Consider the following 18,231-nt stretch of genomic DNA (forward strand, 5'->3'; position numbering starts at 1 on the left):
ATGGACAAGCTGAGACGCATTCTCTTCTGGTTTGTAGTCGCCCTGACGGCCTTGTTCCTGCTGCTGCCAACGCTGATCATCGTGCCGATGTCGTTCACGACAACGCCATCGCTCGAATTCCCCCCCGTGGGCTTCACCCTCGAATGGTACGGCAAGGTTATCGGAGCATCCGACTGGCAAGGGGCGCTCGTGAACAGTCTGATCGTCGCCGTGGCCGCATCGGTCCTCGCGACTGTCATTGGAACTGCGGCCGCACTTGCATTGCACGTGCATCGGTTCCCCGGAAAGACCCTCGTCATGGGGCTGCTCCTCAGCCCGATGGTCACACCCGTCATCGTTCTTGCGGTGGGGATGTATATGGTCTTCTCCGGATGGGGGCTGGTCGCGACCCGGCTTGGATTGATCTTCGCCCATACGGTCCTTGCGATACCCTTTGTTGTGGTGTCCGTGCTGGCAAGTTCGAAAATGGTGAATCCGTCGCTGGCGCCTGCCAGCCTGGGCCTGGGAGCGGGCCATTGGTTCACCTTCCGCAGGGTTACGCTGCCGCTGATCATGCCTGGTGTTTTGTCGGGAGCGATCTTTGCTTTCATCACATCCTGGGACGAAGTCGTCATCGCGCTGTTTCTCGCCGACGCCCAGACCCGCACGGTTCCGATCATGATCTGGAATCAGGTGCGAACCAATCTCGACCCTGCCACGGCCGCCGTTGCTGCGATCCTCATCGTGCTGTCGGCGCTTGGCGTCCTTCTTTCCTACAAATTCAGGGAATCCAGATGATGAACGCCGCCCTTGAGAACACTGCGGGACCGGCAATGAAGCTCGACGGGGTTTCGAAACTCTATGGAGCCGTCAAGGCTCTCGACAACGTGTCGTTCGAGCTTAGAAAAGGCGAATTCCTGACCATGCTCGGCCCTTCGGGGTCTGGAAAGACGACCTCGCTTCGCGCCATCGCCGGCTTCATCCAGCCAACATCCGGACGGCTGTTCATCGACGGCCGGGATATGACGGTGGTCCCGCCGCAGAAGCGAAACATCGGAATGATGTTCCAGGATTATGCGCTTTTCCCGCACATGTCCGTTCTGGAGAACGTCGGCTATCCGCTCGAGACGCGCGGCATCAAGCGGGTCGAGCGGGAAAAGCGAAGCATGGAGATGCTTGAGATCGTCGGCCTTGCCCATTGTGCGAACCGCTATCCGAAGGAAATGTCCGGCGGCCAGCAGCAGCGCGTGGCGCTCGCCCGTGCGCTCGTGTTCAAACCCGACATCGTCCTTCTGGACGAACCGATGGCCGCACTCGACAAGAAGCTACGCGGTCAGATGCAGATCGAGATCATGCACATCACCCGGCAGGTCGGCGCGACCGTGGTCTCGGTCACGCACGATCAGGAGGAGGCGCTTGTCATGAGCGATCGCATCGCCGTCTTCAAGGATGGTCGCCTCGAGCAAATCGGCACGCCGCATGAGCTTTATCTCCGGCCGCGATCCGAATTCGTCGCCGACTTCATCGGAGAAGCCAACCTGTTGCGCGGCAATGTCCGATCGACAGGTGATGGCGTTGTCATCGAAGGCGAGAGTTGGAAGGCAAACCTCCCCAAAGATGATCCCCGGGCGCAGTCTCTAGCGGGTGCGCAGAAGGCCTGCGTGGTGCTTCGTCCTGAGCGCATCCATGCGGTTCCGGTGGGTACCGCACTGGAGAATGCGGGCGAGGGGGTGATCGAGGACAAGATCTACCTTGGCGTGGAATATAGGCTCGTCGTCCGGATGGCCGATGGCGGCAAGATCAATCTTTGCAGCCGGGATGTCGCTTCGATCGCGGCGATGAACCCCGGTGAGCGGATCGGCCTGGCCTGGGCCGTCGATGACATCGTGGTCATCGGCGGGTGCGGGTGATCAGGCGATACGGGGGGCGGACTGTGAGCCATGACGAGCAGCAGGCGGGCGTGGTGTTCTTTTGGAACGGCTCCAGGATCCGGGCAGAGCAGAGCGACAGTGTTGCCGCTGCCCTTTGGCGAGCCGGGATCATTACCCTTGCGCGCTCGCGCAAGCTTCACCGTGCGCTCGGTTACAGCGGGTCGTATCCGACGGGCGTGCTGGCCCGGGTGAATGGGCGCCCGAACGTCCGGCTCGACCAGGTTCGTGCGCAAGACGGCCTCGTCGTCGAAATGCAGAATACCTGGCCGTCCCCGCGTTTCGATCTTCTCAGATTAGCTCAGTTCTTGCCGTCGAAGGCCGTCTATGGTGGTTTCGAACATGGCGCCTGGATGCCGAGGTCCGGGCTGGCCTATCGTTTGGCTGAACGGGCAATGGCAAACCTTGCGGGCGTGGCCCGACCTGCCGACGTCACCATTCAAGCCCTGGCGGTGCCCGGTGAATGTGTTGCAGTGGATTGCCTTGTTGTCGGCGGAGGCCCTGCCGGGATTTCGGAGGCAAACCAACGGACTGCGTTGGGTGAAACGGTAGCGCTTGTCACGAGAGGGGAAAGCCTTGCCCGTTTTGCGGGTTCTCTGGGAATGGCCGTCGAGCCGCTTCATCCGCAGGTCCGGCTGTTTGCGGGCATGGAGCTTTTTGGTGTGTATCGCGAAGGCGCGATCATGGTCGGATCCCCGCACGACAATACGCGGGGTGCTGTCGTGTTCGAGCCCCGCACGGCCGTGTTGGCGACCGGTCGGCGATCCATACCCCCCTTGGTCAAGGGCAATCAGTTGCCCGGCGTACTGGATGCGCATTCCGCGCTTCAGCTCGCCGCCATTCACAACGTCATACCGGGAAGCCGCGTTGCGGTGGTGGGGACAGGAGCCGAGAATGCAGTCGCGGAAAGACTTGCTGCTCTCGGCGTGAAGGTGGTTCACCAAGGACGGGTCGAAGAACTCGTCGAGATCGAAGGGCGGAACCGTGTCACGGCAATTCGTGCCGCCGCGCAAATCCGGTGCGATGCCGTCGTTCACGCCGGTCCGTGGAGGATCGATCCAAGCCTTGACTTCCAGGCGTCGGGCGATGGGATTTTTCAGATGCAGGCGCGTCCTCTGCCGGGCTCGATGTCCGTCGTCGGCGCAGCGGCGTTGGGGGACGAACGCATTTCTGCGCGCAGGCATCTTCACCCCGACACCTTGATTTGCCCCTGCATGGATGTGACGGCCGGCGAACTCTACTGCCACATCGACGATGGCGAGACGGACCCTGAAGTTTTGAAACGGCTGACATCCTGTGGCATGGGGACTTGTCAGGGTTTTCCGTGCTGGGAGCACATGCTGGCGATGCTTGCGGCGCGCATGGGAACCGAACCGGAGATATTCGCTCGCCCAACCCACAGGCCCCCGCGTCGTTCGATAACGGTGGCACAGGCCGCGGGGCTTGCCGGGCTCGTGGAGCCTGACCGATGAGCAAGTCTCTTCCCAAGCGTGCATCCGTGGTGATCATCGGTGGCGGCATCCAGGGTCTGTCCGTTGCATTCAATCTGGTTGAGCAGGGGCAGCGCGACATTGTCGTTCTCGATGCCGGCTACTGGCAGGGCGGTGCTTCCGGCCGCAATGGAACGTTGATCCGACCGGGTTTTGCCTCTGAGGCCTGGACGGAACTGTTCGTGCTCACGGTGAAGGAGTGGGAGAGCTGGTCGAAGCGTCTCGGCGAGAACGTCATGTTCACGCAGCGCGGATATTCCGTGGTGTCCGAGGCGGAAAAGAGCGAGGCCATGCTTCTCGAAGGCCTGAAGGTTCAGAAGCGCCTCGGGGTCAAAAGCTGGATGCTGTCGCACCGGGAAATCGACACGTTCCTTCCGGCAATCAACAAGTCTCGCGTCAGGGCGGTACAGCATCAGCCGGATGGCGGCGTGGCGCCGCATCATGCGGTGATGAAGGGGCTTTTGGCGTTCTGCCTGCGAAACGATGTCGATGTGCGCTACCGGACGGCCATCACGGGGCTGGAGCGGGCAGCGTCGCGTGTGACCGCCGTTTTGGTCGGCGACGATCGCATCGAGGCAGATTGCGTCGTCTCATGCGCAGGGCCCAACAACCCGGAAATTGCTGCGATGGCCCGCGTGCCGCTGAATGGCTTCGGGATGCGCATCGAGGCCATGGCCCTCGAGCCCACCCGCCCTCTTATCAAACCCGCCATCGCGCTGATCGATAGTCTTGCCTATTTCCATCAGACTTCGCGCGGCGAAGTGGTCGGTGGGACCGAGGTGCCGGAGCGACCGCGCATGTCGTTGAAGGTCGATCTTCCCGTCATGGCGAACATGGCGAAGGTCTACCTCGAGATGTTTCCGCAGCTCGGCGAGGTCCGCATCCTTCGCCATTGGGCCGGGCAGCTTCATGCATCCTCCGACTATGCCCCTCTCCTGGGCGAACATCCGGACCTGAAGGACTTCTGGTTTTCGGCGGGGTGGTCCTACGGTTTCGCGGGCGCGCCGGCTGCCGGGAAGCTTTTGGCGGAAGCGATCGTAAAAGGCCGGATCGATCACAGGATGAAGCCCTTCGCGCTCGACCGCTTCGAAAAGACAGGGCCGATCGTCGAGGGCGGGATCGTGCTCGCATGATCGTTAGACACAACATTGTCGTACAAACACAAAGGACAGCTCCGATGAGCAATCACGAGAATTTCTACATCGATGGCGATTGGGTTTCGCCCGTGAAGCCACAGACGCTCGATGTCATCAATCCGGCGACAGAAGAGGCATTCGCCCGGATCTCCGTCGGTACCGGGGCCGATGTCGACAAGGCAGTCGCGGCGGCGAAGGCCGCTTTCGAAACGTTCTCGCGTACGACGCCAGCCGAGCGGCTTACCCTCCTGAAGCGCATCTACGAGGTGTATCTTGAACGGTTTGAGGACATTGCGCACGCTGTGTCCGCCGAAATGGGCGCGCCGCTCGCATTCGCCCGCGACGCACAGGCGTGGGCGGGACGAGGTCATCTCGAGTCCACGATAAGGGCGTTCGAAGCCTATTCGTTCAGTGAAAAGCGCGGCACGACGACAGTCGTCAAGGAGCCGATCGGTGTCTGCGCCCTGATCACGCCGTGGAACTGGCCGCTCAACCAGATCGTCTGCAAGGTCGCTCCGGCGATTGCGGCCGGCTGCACGGTCGTCCTCAAGCCATCGGAAATTGCGCCCATCTCCGGCATCGTCTTTGCAGAGGTGATGCATGCGGCCGGCGTGCCGAAGGGCGTGTTCAACCTCGTCAACGGTACGGGGCCGGATGTCGGGCAGGTCATGGCGTCTCATCCGGATGTCGATATGGTCTCCTTCACTGGGTCGACCAGGGCGGGCATCATCGTTGCGAAAGCGGCGGCCGACACGGTCAAACGCGTCGCCCAGGAGCTTGGCGGCAAGTCGGCGAACATCATCCTTCCCGACGCCGATTTCGAGATGGCGGTGACGAAAGGTGTTGGCGGCTGCTTCAGCAACACCGGGCAGTCCTGTGACGCGCCCACACGTATGCTCGTACCGAAAGACCGCCACGACGAGGCGCTGGCCATCGCGAAGACCGCGGCTGCGGCTTTTCGCACGGGTGATCCGAACTCCGCGGAGACGAATCTCGGTCCCGTGGTGAGCCAACTCCAGTTCGACAAGATCCAGCGGCTGATCGAAGCGGGCATCAGCGAAGGCGCAACGCTCGTGGCCGGTGGCCCCGGGCGGCCGGATGGGCTGAACCGCGGCTATTACATCCGGCCAACCATATTCGGGAATGTCACCCCGACCATGACGGTCGCCCGCGAAGAAATCTTCGGCCCCGTCCTTTCCATCATTCCCTACGAGGATGAGGAGGACGCCATCCGGATCGCTAACGACACCGTGTATGGCCTCGCCGCCTATATTCAGTCGACGGATATCGAGCGTGCCCGCCGGGTCGCTTCACGCATGCGTGCCGGATCGGTCTATCTGAATTATCCGGCCTGGGACACGATGGCATCCTTCGGCGGATACAAGCAGTCGGGGAACGGTCGAGAGTACGCCGATTTCGGCATCCACGATTTCCTCGAGATCAAGAGCATCGTTGGCTATGGCCAGTAGTTTTCATTTCAGCGCCTGAGCATAGCCTGACCATCGGCGCAGGCGCTTACGCCTTGCGCCGACCCACCACAACAGAAATCGAGCAGGCGCGCGCTCCATCAGGAGCGCGCGAGGGAATTCTGTGGTCTTCCCTCAACGATAAAAAGGAGAACAGCTAGTGATGAACAAGGTTACGCGTCGTGTCTTTCTTACGAATTCGGTGGCTGCGATAGGCGCCGCGGCTATTGCGAACCCGTTTGCGACAGCCCTGGCGATTGATCCATCGTTTCAACAGCGGGAATGGGATGTCATCGTTGTTGGCGCGGGCGTGAGCGGTCTTACCGCTGCTCATGATCTCGTCAGAGACGGCTACAAGGTCCTCGTTCTGGAGGCGCGGGGTCGAATCGGCGGAAGGATGTGGACGGACCGCACCTCGATGTCGATTCCAATCGAAAGAGGCTGCGAGCTTGTGCATGGCGGGCCGCACGTATCGACATGGGCGATCGTACAACAGGAGAAGCTTCAGACGCACATGTTTACCCGATACTATCGCCGGGTGAACAAAGGCGATCCGTGGCAGGCGCGCGACGCGGTCGAGCATTTCTTCTTCCCGTCAGGCAAGCCGGATGGATTGAAGCTGCCGCTGCCGGAAGCCGCGTCCGGCCAGAAGGCCCAGGCCTATCTAGAGCAGATCGGCCTGCCACCCGAGAATTGGCCGGTGAATATACATCGTCTGGCGATCGATACCGAACCGCTGTACAATCAGGAAGCGGGCGAGGAACTGCTGGACACCCTCCGCCAATGTATAGAGATCAGCGACGACCCTGTCAGCTTCACGCCCATCCCCCGTCCCGATCCGAACAATCCCGAAACCAATGACGGGGATTATCGGGTCATTGGCGGCTACGATCAGATCCTGCGTCCGCTTGCGGCGCCATTGACGATCCAACTCGACACCCAGGTCACAACCGTCGCATACACCTCGAAGGGCGTTGAGATCGAGACGACAAAAGGGGCGTTCAAGGCAAAGCGCGCCGTGATCACCTTGCCGGCGGGCGTTCTTCAAAGCGGCAACGTGAGGTTTGACCCTCCACTTCCTGAAATGAACCTCTCTAGTCTGCGATCTTACCGGTATCTCCCAGTCTACAAGTCAGTTCTCGAATTCGATCGGCAGGTCCTGGAGTTCGACGGAAAGCCGACGGATCAGGCGGCGACCTACATGCACGACCCCAAGAGCATGTGGAACGCTTCATTGGGAACGCCCGGTTTCCAGGGAGAGATATGGGTGAACTGGTCCACCGGCGACGCTGCGACACGGCTTTGGAGCCTGAGCCAGGACGATCGTCTTGCCGCTTCGCTCGACCAGGTGCGGTCAGCGGCAGGCGACGACAGCCTGACATTCAAGAATGCCGTCCTTCACGATTGGGCCAATGATCCGTATTCATTGGGTGCATATGGTCGGGGAGCAGGAAAGGACCTGTATGCTCCTGCAATGGGCGTGTTGTTCTGGGCCGGCATCAGCACCAGTTCGGTTCATCGCTCGCATGACAGCGGGCGAGCCGCCGCCGAAGCGCTGAAGGCGACTTTACCGATGTAAGCCAATGCGGTGGCGCGAAAGCGCCCCGCACTCGCTTCTGGACGATGCCTTGGTCGTGATCTCCAGCACGGAGCATAAGCCCTCTTCGCGGAGGGCTTATGTATTTGTGGGGCTGACGTCGACGACGATGGCAAGGTCCAACAACCGGCGTTGTTCAGGCCTTGACCGTGATCCTGCCGCTCATGTTGGGGTGGAAGCGACAGTAGTAATCGACGGTGTCGCCGGCGGTTGCCACATGCGTTGCCACCTTGCCTGGCGGGATCAGGACCTCCCAACCGCCTTTCACGGTCGCGGTGTGGGCGAACGGGTCTTTGTTGGCCCATTCGATGGTCTCGCCGGCCCGGACCTCGATTTCGGCAGGCAGGAAGGCCAGCTTTTCGATCGTGACATGGACCGTTCCGTTATGCGCGCGGGCGAGCGCGCTGCCCGTCAGAACGGCCGCGCCGGTTATCAGGATCTGCCGTCGGTTGAGCAAGTTCGGTGTCATTTGAGGCTTGCCGCAACGTGCTCGGCATGCTGCTGATGGCCCTGGAACAGCTTCAGGCCGGTCTCCAGCAGGCTTTTCAGCTCTCCGTTCTCGGCCGAAGGGATGAGCAGCGTCTCGAGCGCGCCGTTCACCTGCTTGTGGTAGGCAACCTCGTTATCGACATAGGCCTTGTCGAAGGCCGCGCCATCAAGCTTGCCGAGTGCGGTGCGTTTCTCCTCCGCAGCCTTGGCGAGTGCCTGGCTGGTCGCGTTGTCCTCCGGCGTCACGTTGAGCTTCTTGACGAGCGCCAGCGCCATGTCGTTGACGGCGGTGTGGTCCTTCTGCATCGACTCGGCGAAGGCCTTGACGTCGGCGTTCATCGTCTTTGCGAGGGCGAGCTTGGCGGCCTCCACATCGATGACGCCGGCGCTGTAGGCGATATGGGCGATCTGGGGATCGGTCGGCTTGTCGGCGGCCATGGTGCAGGTTGCGGCAAGGGCGAGGCAGGCCGCACCGAGCGTGGACATCAGGGTCTTCATCGGGGTCTCCTTGACGCCGGGACTGGCCGGCGCCGGTTTGTGTTGACGTAGCATTGGATGCCCGCCCATTGAGGAGGTTCCCGTTATTTTTCGAGGCCCAGTCTGGCGATGACGGCGTCCGTCAGCCGGCTGCAGCGCGCGCCGGCGAAGGGAAAGGCGTCGATGAGCACCGGGCCGATCTGCTCTTCCAGTCGGGTGCGGATCAGCTTGCGGGCGCGATGCAGGCGTGTCTTCACGGTGGCGGGTGGCAGGTCAAGCAGCATCGCCGTCTCCTCCACGCTCAATCCCTCGATGATACGGGCGACGAAGACCAGGCGAAAGGTATCGGGGAGCGCGTCGGTTGCCTCCTCGACGAGGTGGAGAAGCTGTCGCTGCGCCATGACGCGCTCCGGATCGGCGGTGGGGGAGACAAGCGGGAAGGGGATGATCTGCGCATCCGTCGGTAGGGTGACGGCGGAGCGCTTCAATCGTTTCTGCGCGCGAAGCCGCATCAAGGCGGCGTTGAGAGCAATGCGTGAAAGCCAGGTCGACAGGGACGAGCCGCCCTTGAAGGTTCCGAGGCTGGCGAAAGCGCGCAGATATGCGTCCTGCAAGACGTCTTCCGCGTCCGCATTGCTGCGGACGACGGCCCGCACCAGCCGATAGAGGCGCTGGTTGTGGATCGCGATGATCTGTCGGATGGCCTCGACGTCGCCCGCCACTGCGCGGCGGATCAGGTCGGCTTCCTGCGTGGCGAGGGGGTGAAGGGGACTGTTCTGCAAAGCTGGCATCGGCGTGCTCCTTTCGGGACAATATTGGATGCCGGTCCTGCCGCAAGGTTCCCGGAGGCACGCGGCAGGTGGAGGGATTTTTCGGTAGTGCTGCCTTTCCGCTTTTGTTATCGACCCATCGATGGAATCCGATCGCCGTGCAGAGAACGATAACGCCGGCATCATGTCTCGGTAACCATATCTTCAAGAGATCATCGCACTGTCTCGCGCAGGAGACCGGTGATGGCGAAGAAGACGACCAGGCGAAAGAAGACGACGGGCACGAAGCGTTCTGCTGCGGCGGGGCGAGGCGGCATGGCGCATTGGTATGTGCTGGGCGCAGCCGTGATCGGTGGCGTTCTCTATATGGACAACCGGGTTCCGGGGCCGGAAACGCCGGCGACGGCGATCCGCACGGCCTCCATCGAGCGCAAGGAGAAGAAGGTCGAGCGTGAGGTGCCGTTGCCGCGGCCGAGGCAGGAGCTCACTGGAAAAGTGGAAAAGCTCCCGCTCGAGCAGGCACTGCCGGCTTTTTCCGGCAAATGGTTCATCTGCACAACGCAGTCCGACTACTGCGTGCTCGATGGCAGCACGATCCTCTATGCCGGCCGCAAGGTGCGGCTTGCCGATATCGATGCGCCGGCGATTGCGAACGCACGCTGCGACGCGGAGCGCCTGCGCGGCGGTGATGCCAAGCTGCGGCTGCGCGAAATTCTCAACGAGGGCGATGTGACTCTGGTTGCGGCGAAGGACGGCGCGCGGGCAGGGGCCACACCACATTTTGTGCTGCGAAACGGTCAATCGGTGGGCCATCGGCTCGTGCAGGAAGGGCTCGCAAAACCCTGGACGGGGCGCCATCAATCCTGGTGCGGTTGAGGCATTAAATCTTGCGCAACCTGTGTCTTTCCGGCACAAGCCCGACGCAAGCCAGCGTTCCTATGCTTTCCGTTAACCGGGATGGTGCCGGCTGGAAAGGGACAATGACATGTCGAACGATCTCGAGCGCTACAGCGACCCGGACAATGCAACGGTTGCGCTCTTCCTCCTCGAAAATGACGCGGACGAACTGACGGACATTCTAGTGGCCGCGCTCAACGAAGCCTTCCGCATTCTCGGAGACGAAGTGTCGCCTGCGACATTCCACTAATTTTACGTATCGCTTTCAGGCGAAGCCGCGGCACATTTTGCGCGAGACGCTTTGATCGCAGAAACGAAAGAGGGGCCGTTAAGGCCCCTCTTGCTTTTTTGGGTTTTGTCTCACCCAAAGCGCTGCGCACTTTTGCGCGATATGTTTTAAATCAACCGGCGGCAACGATCTGGCGCTGCACGCCGAGACCGGCAATGGAGACTTCCATGCGATCGCCCGGCTTCAGGTAACGCGGCGGCTTCATGCCCATGCCGACGCCGGGCGGCGTGCCTGTCGTGATGACGTCGCCGGGTTCGAGAATCATGAACTGAGAAATATAGTGCACGAGGAACGGCACGTTGAAGACCATGGTGCTCGTTGAGCCGTTCTGCACCTGCTCGCCGTTGACGCTGAGCTTCATGGCGAGATCGCCTGTGTCCACCTCGTCCGTCGTCACAAGCCAGGGGCCGATCGGCCCGAAGGTCGGGCAGCCCTTGCCCTTGGTCCACTGACCGCCGCGCTCGATCTGGTAGGCGCGCTCGGAAACATCGTTGCACACGCAATAGCCGGCGACGTAGTTCAGCGCATCGGCTTCCGAGACGTAGGAGGCGCGCTCGCCGATGACGACGGCGAGTTCCACTTCCCAGTCGGTCTTCTCCGAGCCGCGCGGAATGAGGATCGTGTCGTCCGGGCCGACGATGCAGGAGGGTGCCTTGTTGAAGAGCACCGGCTCGCTCGGCACGGCCATGCCGCTTTCGGCCGCGTGGTCGGCATAGTTGAGGCCGACGGCGATGAAATTGCCGACGCGGCCGACGCAGGCGCCGAAGCGGCTGTCTTCCGGCGCAAGGGGCAGGCTCTTGGGGTCGATCGCGGCAAGGCGCTTGAGGCCTTCCCGACCAAGCACGTCGCCGGCAATATCCGGTACGACGCCGGACAGGTCGCGAATCTTGCCGTCCGCGTCGATGATCCCGGGCTTTTCCGCGCCCGCCGCGCCAAAGCGCACCAGCTTCATGTGAACCTCCATTGAATGCCAGTTATGATTTCGGTTGCGCGCACCTTCCATCTGGTTTTACATCAAGTCAATGACTTTCGAAAATCTTCTGATTTTATAAATTCGGTGTGACGCATGGAACAGAAGAAGGGAAGTGGACGCACCCTTGCGGCGGAAGCCTATGCGGCAATCCGCCAGTCCATCCGCACCGGCGCGTTCAAGCCGGGCGACCGGCTGCGCTTTGCCGATCTCCAGGCGCTGTGCGGCATGAGTGTGACGCCGGTGCGCGAAGCGCTGGCGCGGCTGACGGCGGAAGGTTTTACCGTGCTGGACGATCACCGCGGATACAGCGTCGCGGGCCTGTCGCTGGAGGAACTGCGCGACGTCACGGCGACACGCCAGCTCTGCGAGGGCGAGGCGCTGCGGCTATCGGTGCTGAGGGGAGATGCAGACTGGGAGGGCAGGGTGATTGCCGCCCACCATCTGATGGCGCGCATACCACAGGCGCGCGAGGACATTCCGTCAGCGATGCGGGAGGATTGGGAGGCGCGCCATACCACCTTCCATGCCGCCCTCATTTCGGCCTGCGGCTCGCCGACACTTCTGGAGATCTGTGGAAAGCTGTTTTCCCGTGCGGATCGCTATCGGCGCCTGTCCGTCAGCCTCGAGGGTGCGGCGCGGGATGCGACGGGAGAGCATCGCCGGCTGATGGACCGCGCGCTGGCGCGCGATGCAGACGGAGCGGCCGAGGCGCTCCGCGAGCACTACGGCCGGACGGCCGCAGCGCTCGAGGGCTTTTTCAAAGCGTGACGCTTACTTGCTGACGACGACCGTCGAGGCGCCGATCTCGGCACCGCCGCCGATCGCTACGTTGAGCGAGACATAGTCGCGCGCCAGCTGGCGGATGGCCGTGGCGAGCGCCAAGCGGGATTCGGCGACGTTGCGTTCAGCATCGAGCACGTCGAGGATGGTGCTGGCGCCGCCGCGATAGCTTTCGCGGGCGAGGACCAGGGTCTGGTCGAAGGTTTCGACGACCTTACGCTGGGCGGCGACCGTCTGGTAATCGCGGATCAGCGCGGTCTGGGCGTTTTCCACTTCCTCGACGGCGTTGAGCACTGTCGACTTCCAGGTCAGATACTGCTGCTCGGCGTCCGAACGGGCGACCTTGACCTGCGCCTTGAGCGCGCCGCCGTTGAAGATCGGCAGGGAGAGCGTCGGGCCAAACGACCAGCTCGTCAGGTTGCCCACCCTAGTGTTGAAGTTGCGCGCCGCCCCGATCGAGCCACCGAGTTCGATGCTCGGATAGAGATCGGCTTCCGCGACGCCGATCTGCGCCGTTGCGGCCTGCAGGCGACGTTCGGCCGCGCGGATGTCCGGACGGTTGCGAATGAGGTCGGCCGGAATGCCGGTGCGCGTGGAATAACGCGGCATTGGCTGGGAAGAACCCTTGATCAGGCTGGAGGTGATCGTCGCTGCCGGCACGCCGAGCAAGGTCGCAATGTGGTTTGCCGACTGGTGGAAGCCAGTTTCGAGTGCCGGCAGGTTGGCGAGCGTCTGATTGACGAGACCTTCGGCCTGCAGCACGTCGAGGCTGGAGGCGGCACCCGCTTCCTTGATTTCGTTGGTGAGCTTTAGCGTCTCACGGCGCGAGACCAGGTTCTTGCGGTTGAGCGCGAGCGCTTCCTGGAAGTAGCGCGCGCTGACATAGCTCGACACGAGGTCGGACAGATAGGCGAGGCGTGCGACGCCGACGTCATCGTAAGCTGCGTCGAGCGAGGCGTTCGCCACTTCTCTCTGCCGGCGGTACTGGCCGAAGAAGTCGATCAGCCAGGAGGCGCTCAAGCCGGCGTTCAGAGATTTCGATTCGGAATGGCTCGCGCCGGTGGTGCTCGTCCGGCGCAGATAGTTGCCGTCCTGGCCGCTGACATTACCTTCTGCGGACAAGCCGACATTCGGCAGGGCGCCTGCGCCAGCGATGATGACGTTCGCTTCGGCTGCTGTGATGCGCTCCAGCGCCTGCTGGACGGTCAGGTTTTCAGCCATGCCCTGATGCACGAGCCCGTTGAGGCGCTTGTCGCGGAAGGACTCCCACCACGGATTGAGCGCGACGCTTTCGCTGCTCGTGGCCTTGCTTTCGGAAAACTTGGCCGGCAACGCGGTGTCGGGCTTCTGGTAATCGGGTCCGACGACGCAGCCGGACAAGAGAAGCATGGTGAGCGGAAAAAGCGTCCTGGAAAAATTCATGGGTCTACCCTGCCGGCCATCATGGCATACTTAACGGAACAAATGTGCGATTCACTCTTTATTCATGTTTGGGCGGAAGATCGAGCCCCCACCCAAGAAAGAATGGTCCCACAGCGTTTTTTCCCCGCTTACCTGGGAGGGTGTGTCCGTCGTGCAACTGGGGCATTTGCCCGAATGTCGCATTTTCGCTCGATCGGCGAAAGTCCCCCTTCGAAAACACCCCGCAAGGTTGCGTCACGGCATTTCCTCGGATTGCCCGTCTTTGCGACATATTTTTCTGAAAAATGCTGCATGAGCGAACAGAATTTTGTGATTCGAATTGTCACACAAATTCGGCAGCAATTTTTTCCAAAATTCTGCCGATTCCATTGACAAGGAAAGGAGGCTCGCTTATGTGTTGGAGCCTCGCATGAGGACCGCATGCGTTTTAACCCCGGTCCCCCTGACGCATCCATTTTAGAGCGTCGGCGCCAACAAGAGGGAGTGCCCATGTACGACATTAACTGCATCGCCTCCGTGTGTGTGGCGTACTCCTGTCGTGAAACGATTACAGGGAAAGCGCATACGGCACTCCGCCGAATGTAACCGCACTTCCCTCTTCGAATTAAGCGCAAGATTGAATTGGCTGCACCTTCGGTGCGGCAGGAGTTGTTATGCAAAAGCAAGTTATCGAAATCGGTGGTGAAGCCGTCGGCGTTGTCGTTCCTGATGAGGATCGGCTGAAGTTCGTAGCCGTTAAATATTCCGTGTGGGACTTGGATTCGCAGCGTTTCTCGTCGGCAGACGAAGTGCGTATGGCAATCCGTCGCCTCCTGAATGACCCGGCTGCCGCCACACGGGCGCTGCCCCCGGCCCATAGCGCGGCCGCCTGAACCGAAATTCTGACGATCCGGCATTTCCAGGCCGGATATCGACCGGCCCCGCCAATCAACGGGGCCGGTCATGTTTTGTGGACAGTGCATTCACCGGGCGCCGGCTGGCGCGGACTGTGAAATCCTGATTGTTTACCGCCTGAAAGGAGGTGCCCCATGACCAGCGGCATCCATCACATCACGGCGATCACCCGGAAAATCCAGGCGAATGTCGATTTCTACGTCGGCTTTCTCGGCCTGCGCCTCGTCAAGCGAACGGCGGGCTACGAAGACGCCGATCAGCTCCACCTCCTGTATGGCGATGCGGCGGCAAACCCCGGCTCGCTGATCACCTTCCTTGCCTGGGAGGACGGATCGCCTGGCCGTGTCGGGCTCGGCCAGCCGGCGGAGATCGCCCTCGCCATCAAACCGGAGGCGATCGGCTTCTGGCTGACGCGGGCGCTGACGCACAACATTACGCTCACCGGCCCGGCGCAGGAGTTTGGTGAACCAGTGCTGCGTCTGAAGGATCCGGACGGCATCATCGTCAAGCTCGTCGGCGAGGCGGACGTGGAAGGGCCGGCCCCGCATGTCACGAAGGACATCGCGGTGGCGGATGCCATCCAGCGTATTCGCGGCGCGATGATTTTCTCCGAAAAGCCGGTGGAGACTGCGGCCTTCATCACCGGGCATTTCGGCTACCGCACAGCCGCCGAGGCGAACGGCGTCACTAGGCTCGCCGGCGATACGGGCGATGTGCTCGACATCCGCAATGCCAGCGGCTTCTGGACATCGGCGCCCGGCACCGGGACGATCGACCATATCGCGTTGCGCGCGCCGGACCGGACTGCTGTCGAGGCCATGGCCAAGCGGCTTGCCGATGAGGATGCGGGTGATACGAACATGCACGACCGCACCTATTTCTACTCGCTCTATGTGCGTGAGCCGGGTGGGGCGCTCATTGAATACGCGACGGATGCACCCGGCATGACGGTGGATGAGCCGCTGGAAAGCCTCGGTGGCAAACTGTTCGTGCCACGGCATTTCCGGACCGATCCAGAGGATGTCCGTGCCCGGCTTCCGCAGTTCGCTCTCCCGGGCGAGGAGCGCATCACGGAGCGCGACCTGCCCTTCATCCACCGCGTGTACCGTCCGGAAAGCCCGGATGGTACGGCCGTGGTGCTGTTGCACGGTACCGGGGGCAACGAGACGAGCCTGCTGCCTTTCGGCGTGCGGTTGGCGCCGCATTCGGCCCTGCTCAGCCCGCGCGGGCGCAGCGTGGACGAAGGCTATCCGCGCTTCTTCCGTCGGTTGACGGCGACGACCTTTGACCAGAAGGATCTTGTCGGCGAGGCGGAAGCCTTTGCCGCCTTCCTGGAGGGCGCGAATGCGGCCTATGGGCTGGATCCGCAGAAGACGCTCTTCGTCGGATATTCGAATGGTGCCAACATGATCGGCGCGGTCATGCAGCTTCATCCGGGCCTCATCCGCAATGCGGTGCTGCTGCGTGGCATGAACGTTCTGGAAAGTGCCCCTGAGGCTGATCTTTCCGGCACCAACGTGCTGATGCTGACGGGCAAGTCGGATCCTTACGGTTCCTATGCGTCGGCGCTCGAAACGCGCCTGGCTGCGGCGGGTGCATCCGTCGAAAACCGGTTGCTCGACGCTGGTCACGAACTCGCCGCTGCCGATCTGGATCTGGCAAAGGCCTATAGGGAGCGGATGATCGGCTGACGGGACCGCGCCGCAAGACAGAAAAGGGGCATGCCGGCTGGCATGCCCCTTTTTGATTCGGTCGATCCATTGTGCGACCGGCCTTAACGCCCGTGCTCGGCAACGAAAGCCGAAAAGCCCGCAATAAAGGCCCGAAGTTTCTTCTCGGTTGCCTCGTCGACGATTTTTCCATCCTGAAAAACCGTTCCGGCGCGCGAGACCATCAGCTTGGCGCCGAACCACGGCACGGTGCCGAGCGTGCGCATGACGGGCAGCCAGGCTTCCTGCGACAGGAGCGTGCCGAAATTGCCGGGCGAGGCGCCGGTGATCGCGAAGGGTTTGCCGGCGAAGACGCGGTCAATGTCGGATGAGGGGCGGCTCATCCAGTCGATGGCGTTCTTGAAGACGCCGGGAATGCCGTTGTTGTATTCCGGTGTGAAGAGAAGGACACCGTCCGCGTCCGCAACGCGGTCCTTGAGACGGGTGACGGCATCCGGGATGCCGCTTTCGGCCTCAGCGTCGCCGTCATAGAGCGGAATGCCATGGATCGAGCCCTCGACGATCTCGACGCCCTCCGGCGCCATGGCTAGGGCGGCGCGGAGCAGCGCCGTGTTGAAGGAGCCCTTGCGCAGGCTGCCCGAGATTGCCACCAGTTTCGTCATTTGGGTTCTCCTCTTTGCAGACGGCATAAAAAACCCCGGCGGACTGTTTGTCACGCCGGGGTTTTATCTGGTTTAGACGAGCGGCTTCAGCCGCGCCTCGATTTGCGCACGGCGCGGTTCGAGGAAGGGCGGCAGCGACAGGCTTTCGCCGAGTGTTTCAAGCGGTTCGTCCACCGCAAAGCCGGGGCCGTCCGTGGCGATTTCGAATAGGATGCCGTTCGGCTCGCGGAAGTAGAGCGAGCGGAAGTAGAAACGCTCGACCTCGCCGCTCGAGGGCAGGCGGAAGCCGCGCAGACGCTCTGTCCACGCATGCAGTGCCTCTTCATCCGGTGCACGGAAGGCGACGTGGTGCACGGCGCCGGCACCTTGGTGGGCGACCGGCAGATCCGGCTCGATGGCGACATGCAGTTCGGCGGCAGGGCCGCCGTCGCCCATCGAGAAGACATGCACGTCACCCGCCCCGTCCGGGTTCGGATAGGTCGAGGTCTCCGTCATGTTCATGATCTGGACAAGCACGGTCTGCGTGTTGCGGATGTCGGGCACGCTGAGCGTGATGGGGCCAAGGCCCTTGATCTGGTGTTCGGCCGGAACCGGACTTCTGTCCCACGGGTTGGCCGGCGCACCGGCGTTGTCGACGACAAGGCGGAAGCGCTGGCCTTCGCCGTCTTCGAAATCGAGTGAAGCGCGGCCGCCGACATCATGGATCTCACCGGCCTTGACTTTCAACTCGGCAAAGCGGGCCTTCCACCATTCGAGCGTGGCAAGGGTTGCGACGCGCAAGCCCGTGCGCGAGACGCTGTGGGTGCCGCGCCGTTCGTGGCCGACCGGCCAATCGAAGAAGGTGAGATCCGTGCCGGGAGATGCGAGTCCATCGGCGTAGAACAGATGGTAGGCGCTCGTATCGTCCTGGTTGACGGTTTTCTTGACGAGGCGCAGGCCGAGCACCTGCGTGTAGAAACGCAGGTTTTCCGCCGCATTCGCGGTGATCGCGGTCAGATGGTGGATGCCTGTCAGCTGTAGGGTCATGATAAACTCCTCTCCGGATCTATCCGGGGCGTTCTGGTGCGTACCCCGCTGTCGGGGCCTTGCGTTGAAGCGAATATCGCCCCTCGCATGCGCTGCCGAAAGACCGGGTCGGGCGAACGGATTGTTCACTTTTGTTGAACGACCCTTTTGCCCTCAGAATGCCGGATCTTCTGGCACATAGCCGCCATTCTTCCTCCCGGCGTTCTCACCCATTCTGTTCCAATGTTAGCGCCTCCGAAACTTATCGTTTCATAAACCAACCCTCCGTACGCTGCCGGTTGCGAAA

Annotated in this window: 18 protein-coding genes; 11 read left to right on the plus strand and 7 right to left on the minus strand. The window is 62.0% G+C overall.

Translation table 11 applies throughout. From position 1 onward, the window contains the following. From BSY16_RS00330 to BSY16_RS00355, 6 genes are all read left to right on the plus strand, one after another. The gene (locus BSY16_RS00330; protein ID WP_069057824.1) at window positions 1-777 is read left to right on the plus strand and encodes an ABC transporter permease; all 777 of its coding nucleotides are present in this window, start codon (window positions 1-3) and stop codon (window positions 775-777) included. After that, complete coding sequence (locus BSY16_RS00335; protein WP_069057825.1) at window positions 774-1,889, plus strand: ABC transporter ATP-binding protein; 1,116 nt, start codon at window positions 774-776, stop codon at window positions 1,887-1,889. The genes BSY16_RS00330 and BSY16_RS00335 overlap by 4 nt, the downstream gene beginning before the upstream one ends. A gap of 23 nt (window positions 1,890-1,912) precedes the next feature. After that, window positions 1,913-3,379, plus strand: coding sequence for a 2Fe-2S iron-sulfur cluster-binding protein (locus BSY16_RS00340; RefSeq protein ID WP_069061281.1), 1,467 nt, complete (start codon window positions 1,913-1,915; stop codon window positions 3,377-3,379). Further along, a complete protein-coding gene (locus BSY16_RS00345) occupies window positions 3,376-4,530 on the plus strand; it encodes an NAD(P)/FAD-dependent oxidoreductase (protein ID WP_069057826.1) in 1,155 nt (384 codons plus the stop codon). Before BSY16_RS00340 ends, BSY16_RS00345 begins: the two co-directional genes overlap by 4 nt. A gap of 44 nt (window positions 4,531-4,574) precedes the next feature. Further along, window positions 4,575-6,002, plus strand: coding sequence for an aldehyde dehydrogenase family protein (locus tag BSY16_RS00350; RefSeq protein WP_069057827.1), 1,428 nt, complete (start codon window positions 4,575-4,577; stop codon window positions 6,000-6,002). Between the two features lie 160 nt (window positions 6,003-6,162). After that, on the plus strand, window positions 6,163-7,578 hold the full coding sequence (locus BSY16_RS00355) for a flavin monoamine oxidase family protein (protein ID WP_069057828.1): 1,416 nt from the start codon (window positions 6,163-6,165) through the stop codon (window positions 7,576-7,578). Window positions 7,579-7,732: 154 nt separating this feature from the next. Here the strand turns inward: BSY16_RS00355 and BSY16_RS00360 are convergent, their stop codons facing one another. From BSY16_RS00360 to BSY16_RS00370, 3 genes are all read right to left on the minus strand, one after another. Next, window positions 7,733-8,065, minus strand: coding sequence for a cupredoxin domain-containing protein (locus BSY16_RS00360; RefSeq protein WP_083242780.1), 333 nt, complete (start codon window positions 8,063-8,065; stop codon window positions 7,733-7,735). After that, complete coding sequence (locus tag BSY16_RS00365) at window positions 8,062-8,571, minus strand: DUF4142 domain-containing protein (protein ID WP_286157233.1); 510 nt, start codon at window positions 8,569-8,571, stop codon at window positions 8,062-8,064. The genes BSY16_RS00360 and BSY16_RS00365 overlap by 4 nt, the downstream gene beginning before the upstream one ends. A 95-nt stretch (window positions 8,572-8,666) precedes the next feature. Continuing rightward, the gene (locus tag BSY16_RS00370; protein ID WP_069057830.1) at window positions 8,667-9,353 is read right to left on the minus strand and encodes an RNA polymerase sigma factor; all 687 of its coding nucleotides are present in this window, start codon (window positions 9,351-9,353) and stop codon (window positions 8,667-8,669) included. Between the two features lie 222 nt (window positions 9,354-9,575). Here BSY16_RS00370 and BSY16_RS00375 point away from each other — a divergent pair, with 222 nt between their 5' ends. After that, entirely contained in the window at window positions 9,576-10,208 is a 633-nt protein-coding gene (locus tag BSY16_RS00375; protein ID WP_069057831.1) for a thermonuclease family protein, read from the plus strand. A 109-nt stretch (window positions 10,209-10,317) separates the two neighbouring features. Further along, a complete protein-coding gene (locus BSY16_RS32240) occupies window positions 10,318-10,479 on the plus strand; it encodes a hypothetical protein (RefSeq protein ID WP_171902367.1) in 162 nt (53 codons plus the stop codon). 151 nt (window positions 10,480-10,630) lie between these two features. On the opposite strand, the gene BSY16_RS00380 is transcribed toward BSY16_RS32240, so the two are convergent. Beyond that, window positions 10,631-11,470, minus strand: a complete 840-nt coding sequence (locus tag BSY16_RS00380; protein WP_069057832.1) for a fumarylacetoacetate hydrolase family protein — start codon at window positions 11,468-11,470, stop codon at window positions 10,631-10,633. A gap of 114 nt (window positions 11,471-11,584) precedes the next feature. On the opposite strand from BSY16_RS00380, the gene BSY16_RS00385 reads away from it, so the two are divergent. Then, window positions 11,585-12,259, plus strand: a complete 675-nt coding sequence (locus tag BSY16_RS00385; protein ID WP_069057833.1) for a GntR family transcriptional regulator — start codon at window positions 11,585-11,587, stop codon at window positions 12,257-12,259. Between the two features lie 3 nt (window positions 12,260-12,262). Here BSY16_RS00385 and BSY16_RS00390 read toward each other — a convergent pair whose 3' ends face one another. Beyond that, the gene (locus BSY16_RS00390) at window positions 12,263-13,693 is read right to left on the minus strand and encodes an efflux transporter outer membrane subunit (protein WP_069057834.1); all 1,431 of its coding nucleotides are present in this window, start codon (window positions 13,691-13,693) and stop codon (window positions 12,263-12,265) included. 653 nt (window positions 13,694-14,346) lie between these two features. On the opposite strand from BSY16_RS00390, the gene BSY16_RS00395 reads away from it, so the two are divergent. Further along, complete coding sequence (locus tag BSY16_RS00395; protein WP_069057835.1) at window positions 14,347-14,565, plus strand: hypothetical protein; 219 nt, start codon at window positions 14,347-14,349, stop codon at window positions 14,563-14,565. A 156-nt stretch (window positions 14,566-14,721) separates the two neighbouring features. Continuing rightward, window positions 14,722-16,278 (plus strand): VOC family protein, encoded by a 1,557-nt coding sequence (locus tag BSY16_RS00400; RefSeq protein ID WP_069057836.1) that lies wholly within the window; start codon window positions 14,722-14,724, stop codon window positions 16,276-16,278. 83 nt (window positions 16,279-16,361) lie between these two features. Here BSY16_RS00400 and BSY16_RS00405 read toward each other — a convergent pair whose 3' ends face one another. Together BSY16_RS00405 and BSY16_RS00410 are read right to left on the minus strand one after the other, a co-directional pair. Beyond that, entirely contained in the window at window positions 16,362-16,919 is a 558-nt protein-coding gene (locus tag BSY16_RS00405) for an NADPH-dependent FMN reductase (RefSeq protein WP_069057837.1), read from the minus strand. 72 nt (window positions 16,920-16,991) lie between these two features. Continuing rightward, window positions 16,992-17,945 (minus strand): ring-cleaving dioxygenase, encoded by a 954-nt coding sequence (locus tag BSY16_RS00410; protein WP_069057838.1) that lies wholly within the window; start codon window positions 17,943-17,945, stop codon window positions 16,992-16,994. Window positions 17,946-18,231 lie beyond the last annotated feature (286 nt).

This window comes from Sinorhizobium sp. RAC02 (assembly GCF_001713395.1).
Taxonomy (GTDB): Bacteria; Pseudomonadota; Alphaproteobacteria; order Rhizobiales; family Rhizobiaceae; genus Shinella.

Bases quoted from the DNA above. Each gene is read 5' to 3' on its own strand.
- BSY16_RS00390 (WP_069057834.1), bottom strand. From the start codon at position 13,693: ATGAATTTTTCCAGGACGCTTTTTCCGCTCACCATGCTTCTCTTGTCC.
- BSY16_RS00410 (WP_069057838.1), bottom strand. From the start codon at position 17,945: ATGACCCTACAGCTGACAGGCATCCACCATCTGACCGCGATCACCGCG.
- BSY16_RS00345 (WP_069057826.1), top strand. From the start codon at position 3,376: ATGAGCAAGTCTCTTCCCAAGCGTGCATCCGTGGTGATCATCGGTGGC.
- BSY16_RS00370 (WP_069057830.1), bottom strand. From the start codon at position 9,353: ATGCCAGCTTTGCAGAACAGTCCCCTTCACCCCCTCGCCACGCAGGAA.
- BSY16_RS00405 (WP_069057837.1), bottom strand. From the start codon at position 16,919: ATGACGAAACTGGTGGCAATCTCGGGCAGCCTGCGCAAGGGCTCCTTC.
- BSY16_RS00355 (WP_069057828.1), top strand. From the start codon at position 6,163: ATGAACAAGGTTACGCGTCGTGTCTTTCTTACGAATTCGGTGGCTGCG.
- BSY16_RS32240 (WP_171902367.1), top strand. From the start codon at position 10,318: ATGTCGAACGATCTCGAGCGCTACAGCGACCCGGACAATGCAACGGTT.
- BSY16_RS00350 (WP_069057827.1), top strand. From the start codon at position 4,575: ATGAGCAATCACGAGAATTTCTACATCGATGGCGATTGGGTTTCGCCC.
- BSY16_RS00335 (WP_069057825.1), top strand. From the start codon at position 774: ATGATGAACGCCGCCCTTGAGAACACTGCGGGACCGGCAATGAAGCTC.
- BSY16_RS00385 (WP_069057833.1), top strand. From the start codon at position 11,585: ATGGAACAGAAGAAGGGAAGTGGACGCACCCTTGCGGCGGAAGCCTAT.
- BSY16_RS00380 (WP_069057832.1), bottom strand. From the start codon at position 11,470: ATGAAGCTGGTGCGCTTTGGCGCGGCGGGCGCGGAAAAGCCCGGGATC.
- BSY16_RS00330 (WP_069057824.1), top strand. From the start codon at position 1: ATGGACAAGCTGAGACGCATTCTCTTCTGGTTTGTAGTCGCCCTGACG.
- BSY16_RS00360 (WP_083242780.1), bottom strand. From the start codon at position 8,065: ATGACACCGAACTTGCTCAACCGACGGCAGATCCTGATAACCGGCGCG.
- BSY16_RS00375 (WP_069057831.1), top strand. From the start codon at position 9,576: ATGGCGAAGAAGACGACCAGGCGAAAGAAGACGACGGGCACGAAGCGT.
- BSY16_RS00365 (WP_286157233.1), bottom strand. From the start codon at position 8,571: ATGTCCACGCTCGGTGCGGCCTGCCTCGCCCTTGCCGCAACCTGCACC.
- BSY16_RS00400 (WP_069057836.1), top strand. From the start codon at position 14,722: ATGACCAGCGGCATCCATCACATCACGGCGATCACCCGGAAAATCCAG.
- BSY16_RS00395 (WP_069057835.1), top strand. From the start codon at position 14,347: ATGCAAAAGCAAGTTATCGAAATCGGTGGTGAAGCCGTCGGCGTTGTC.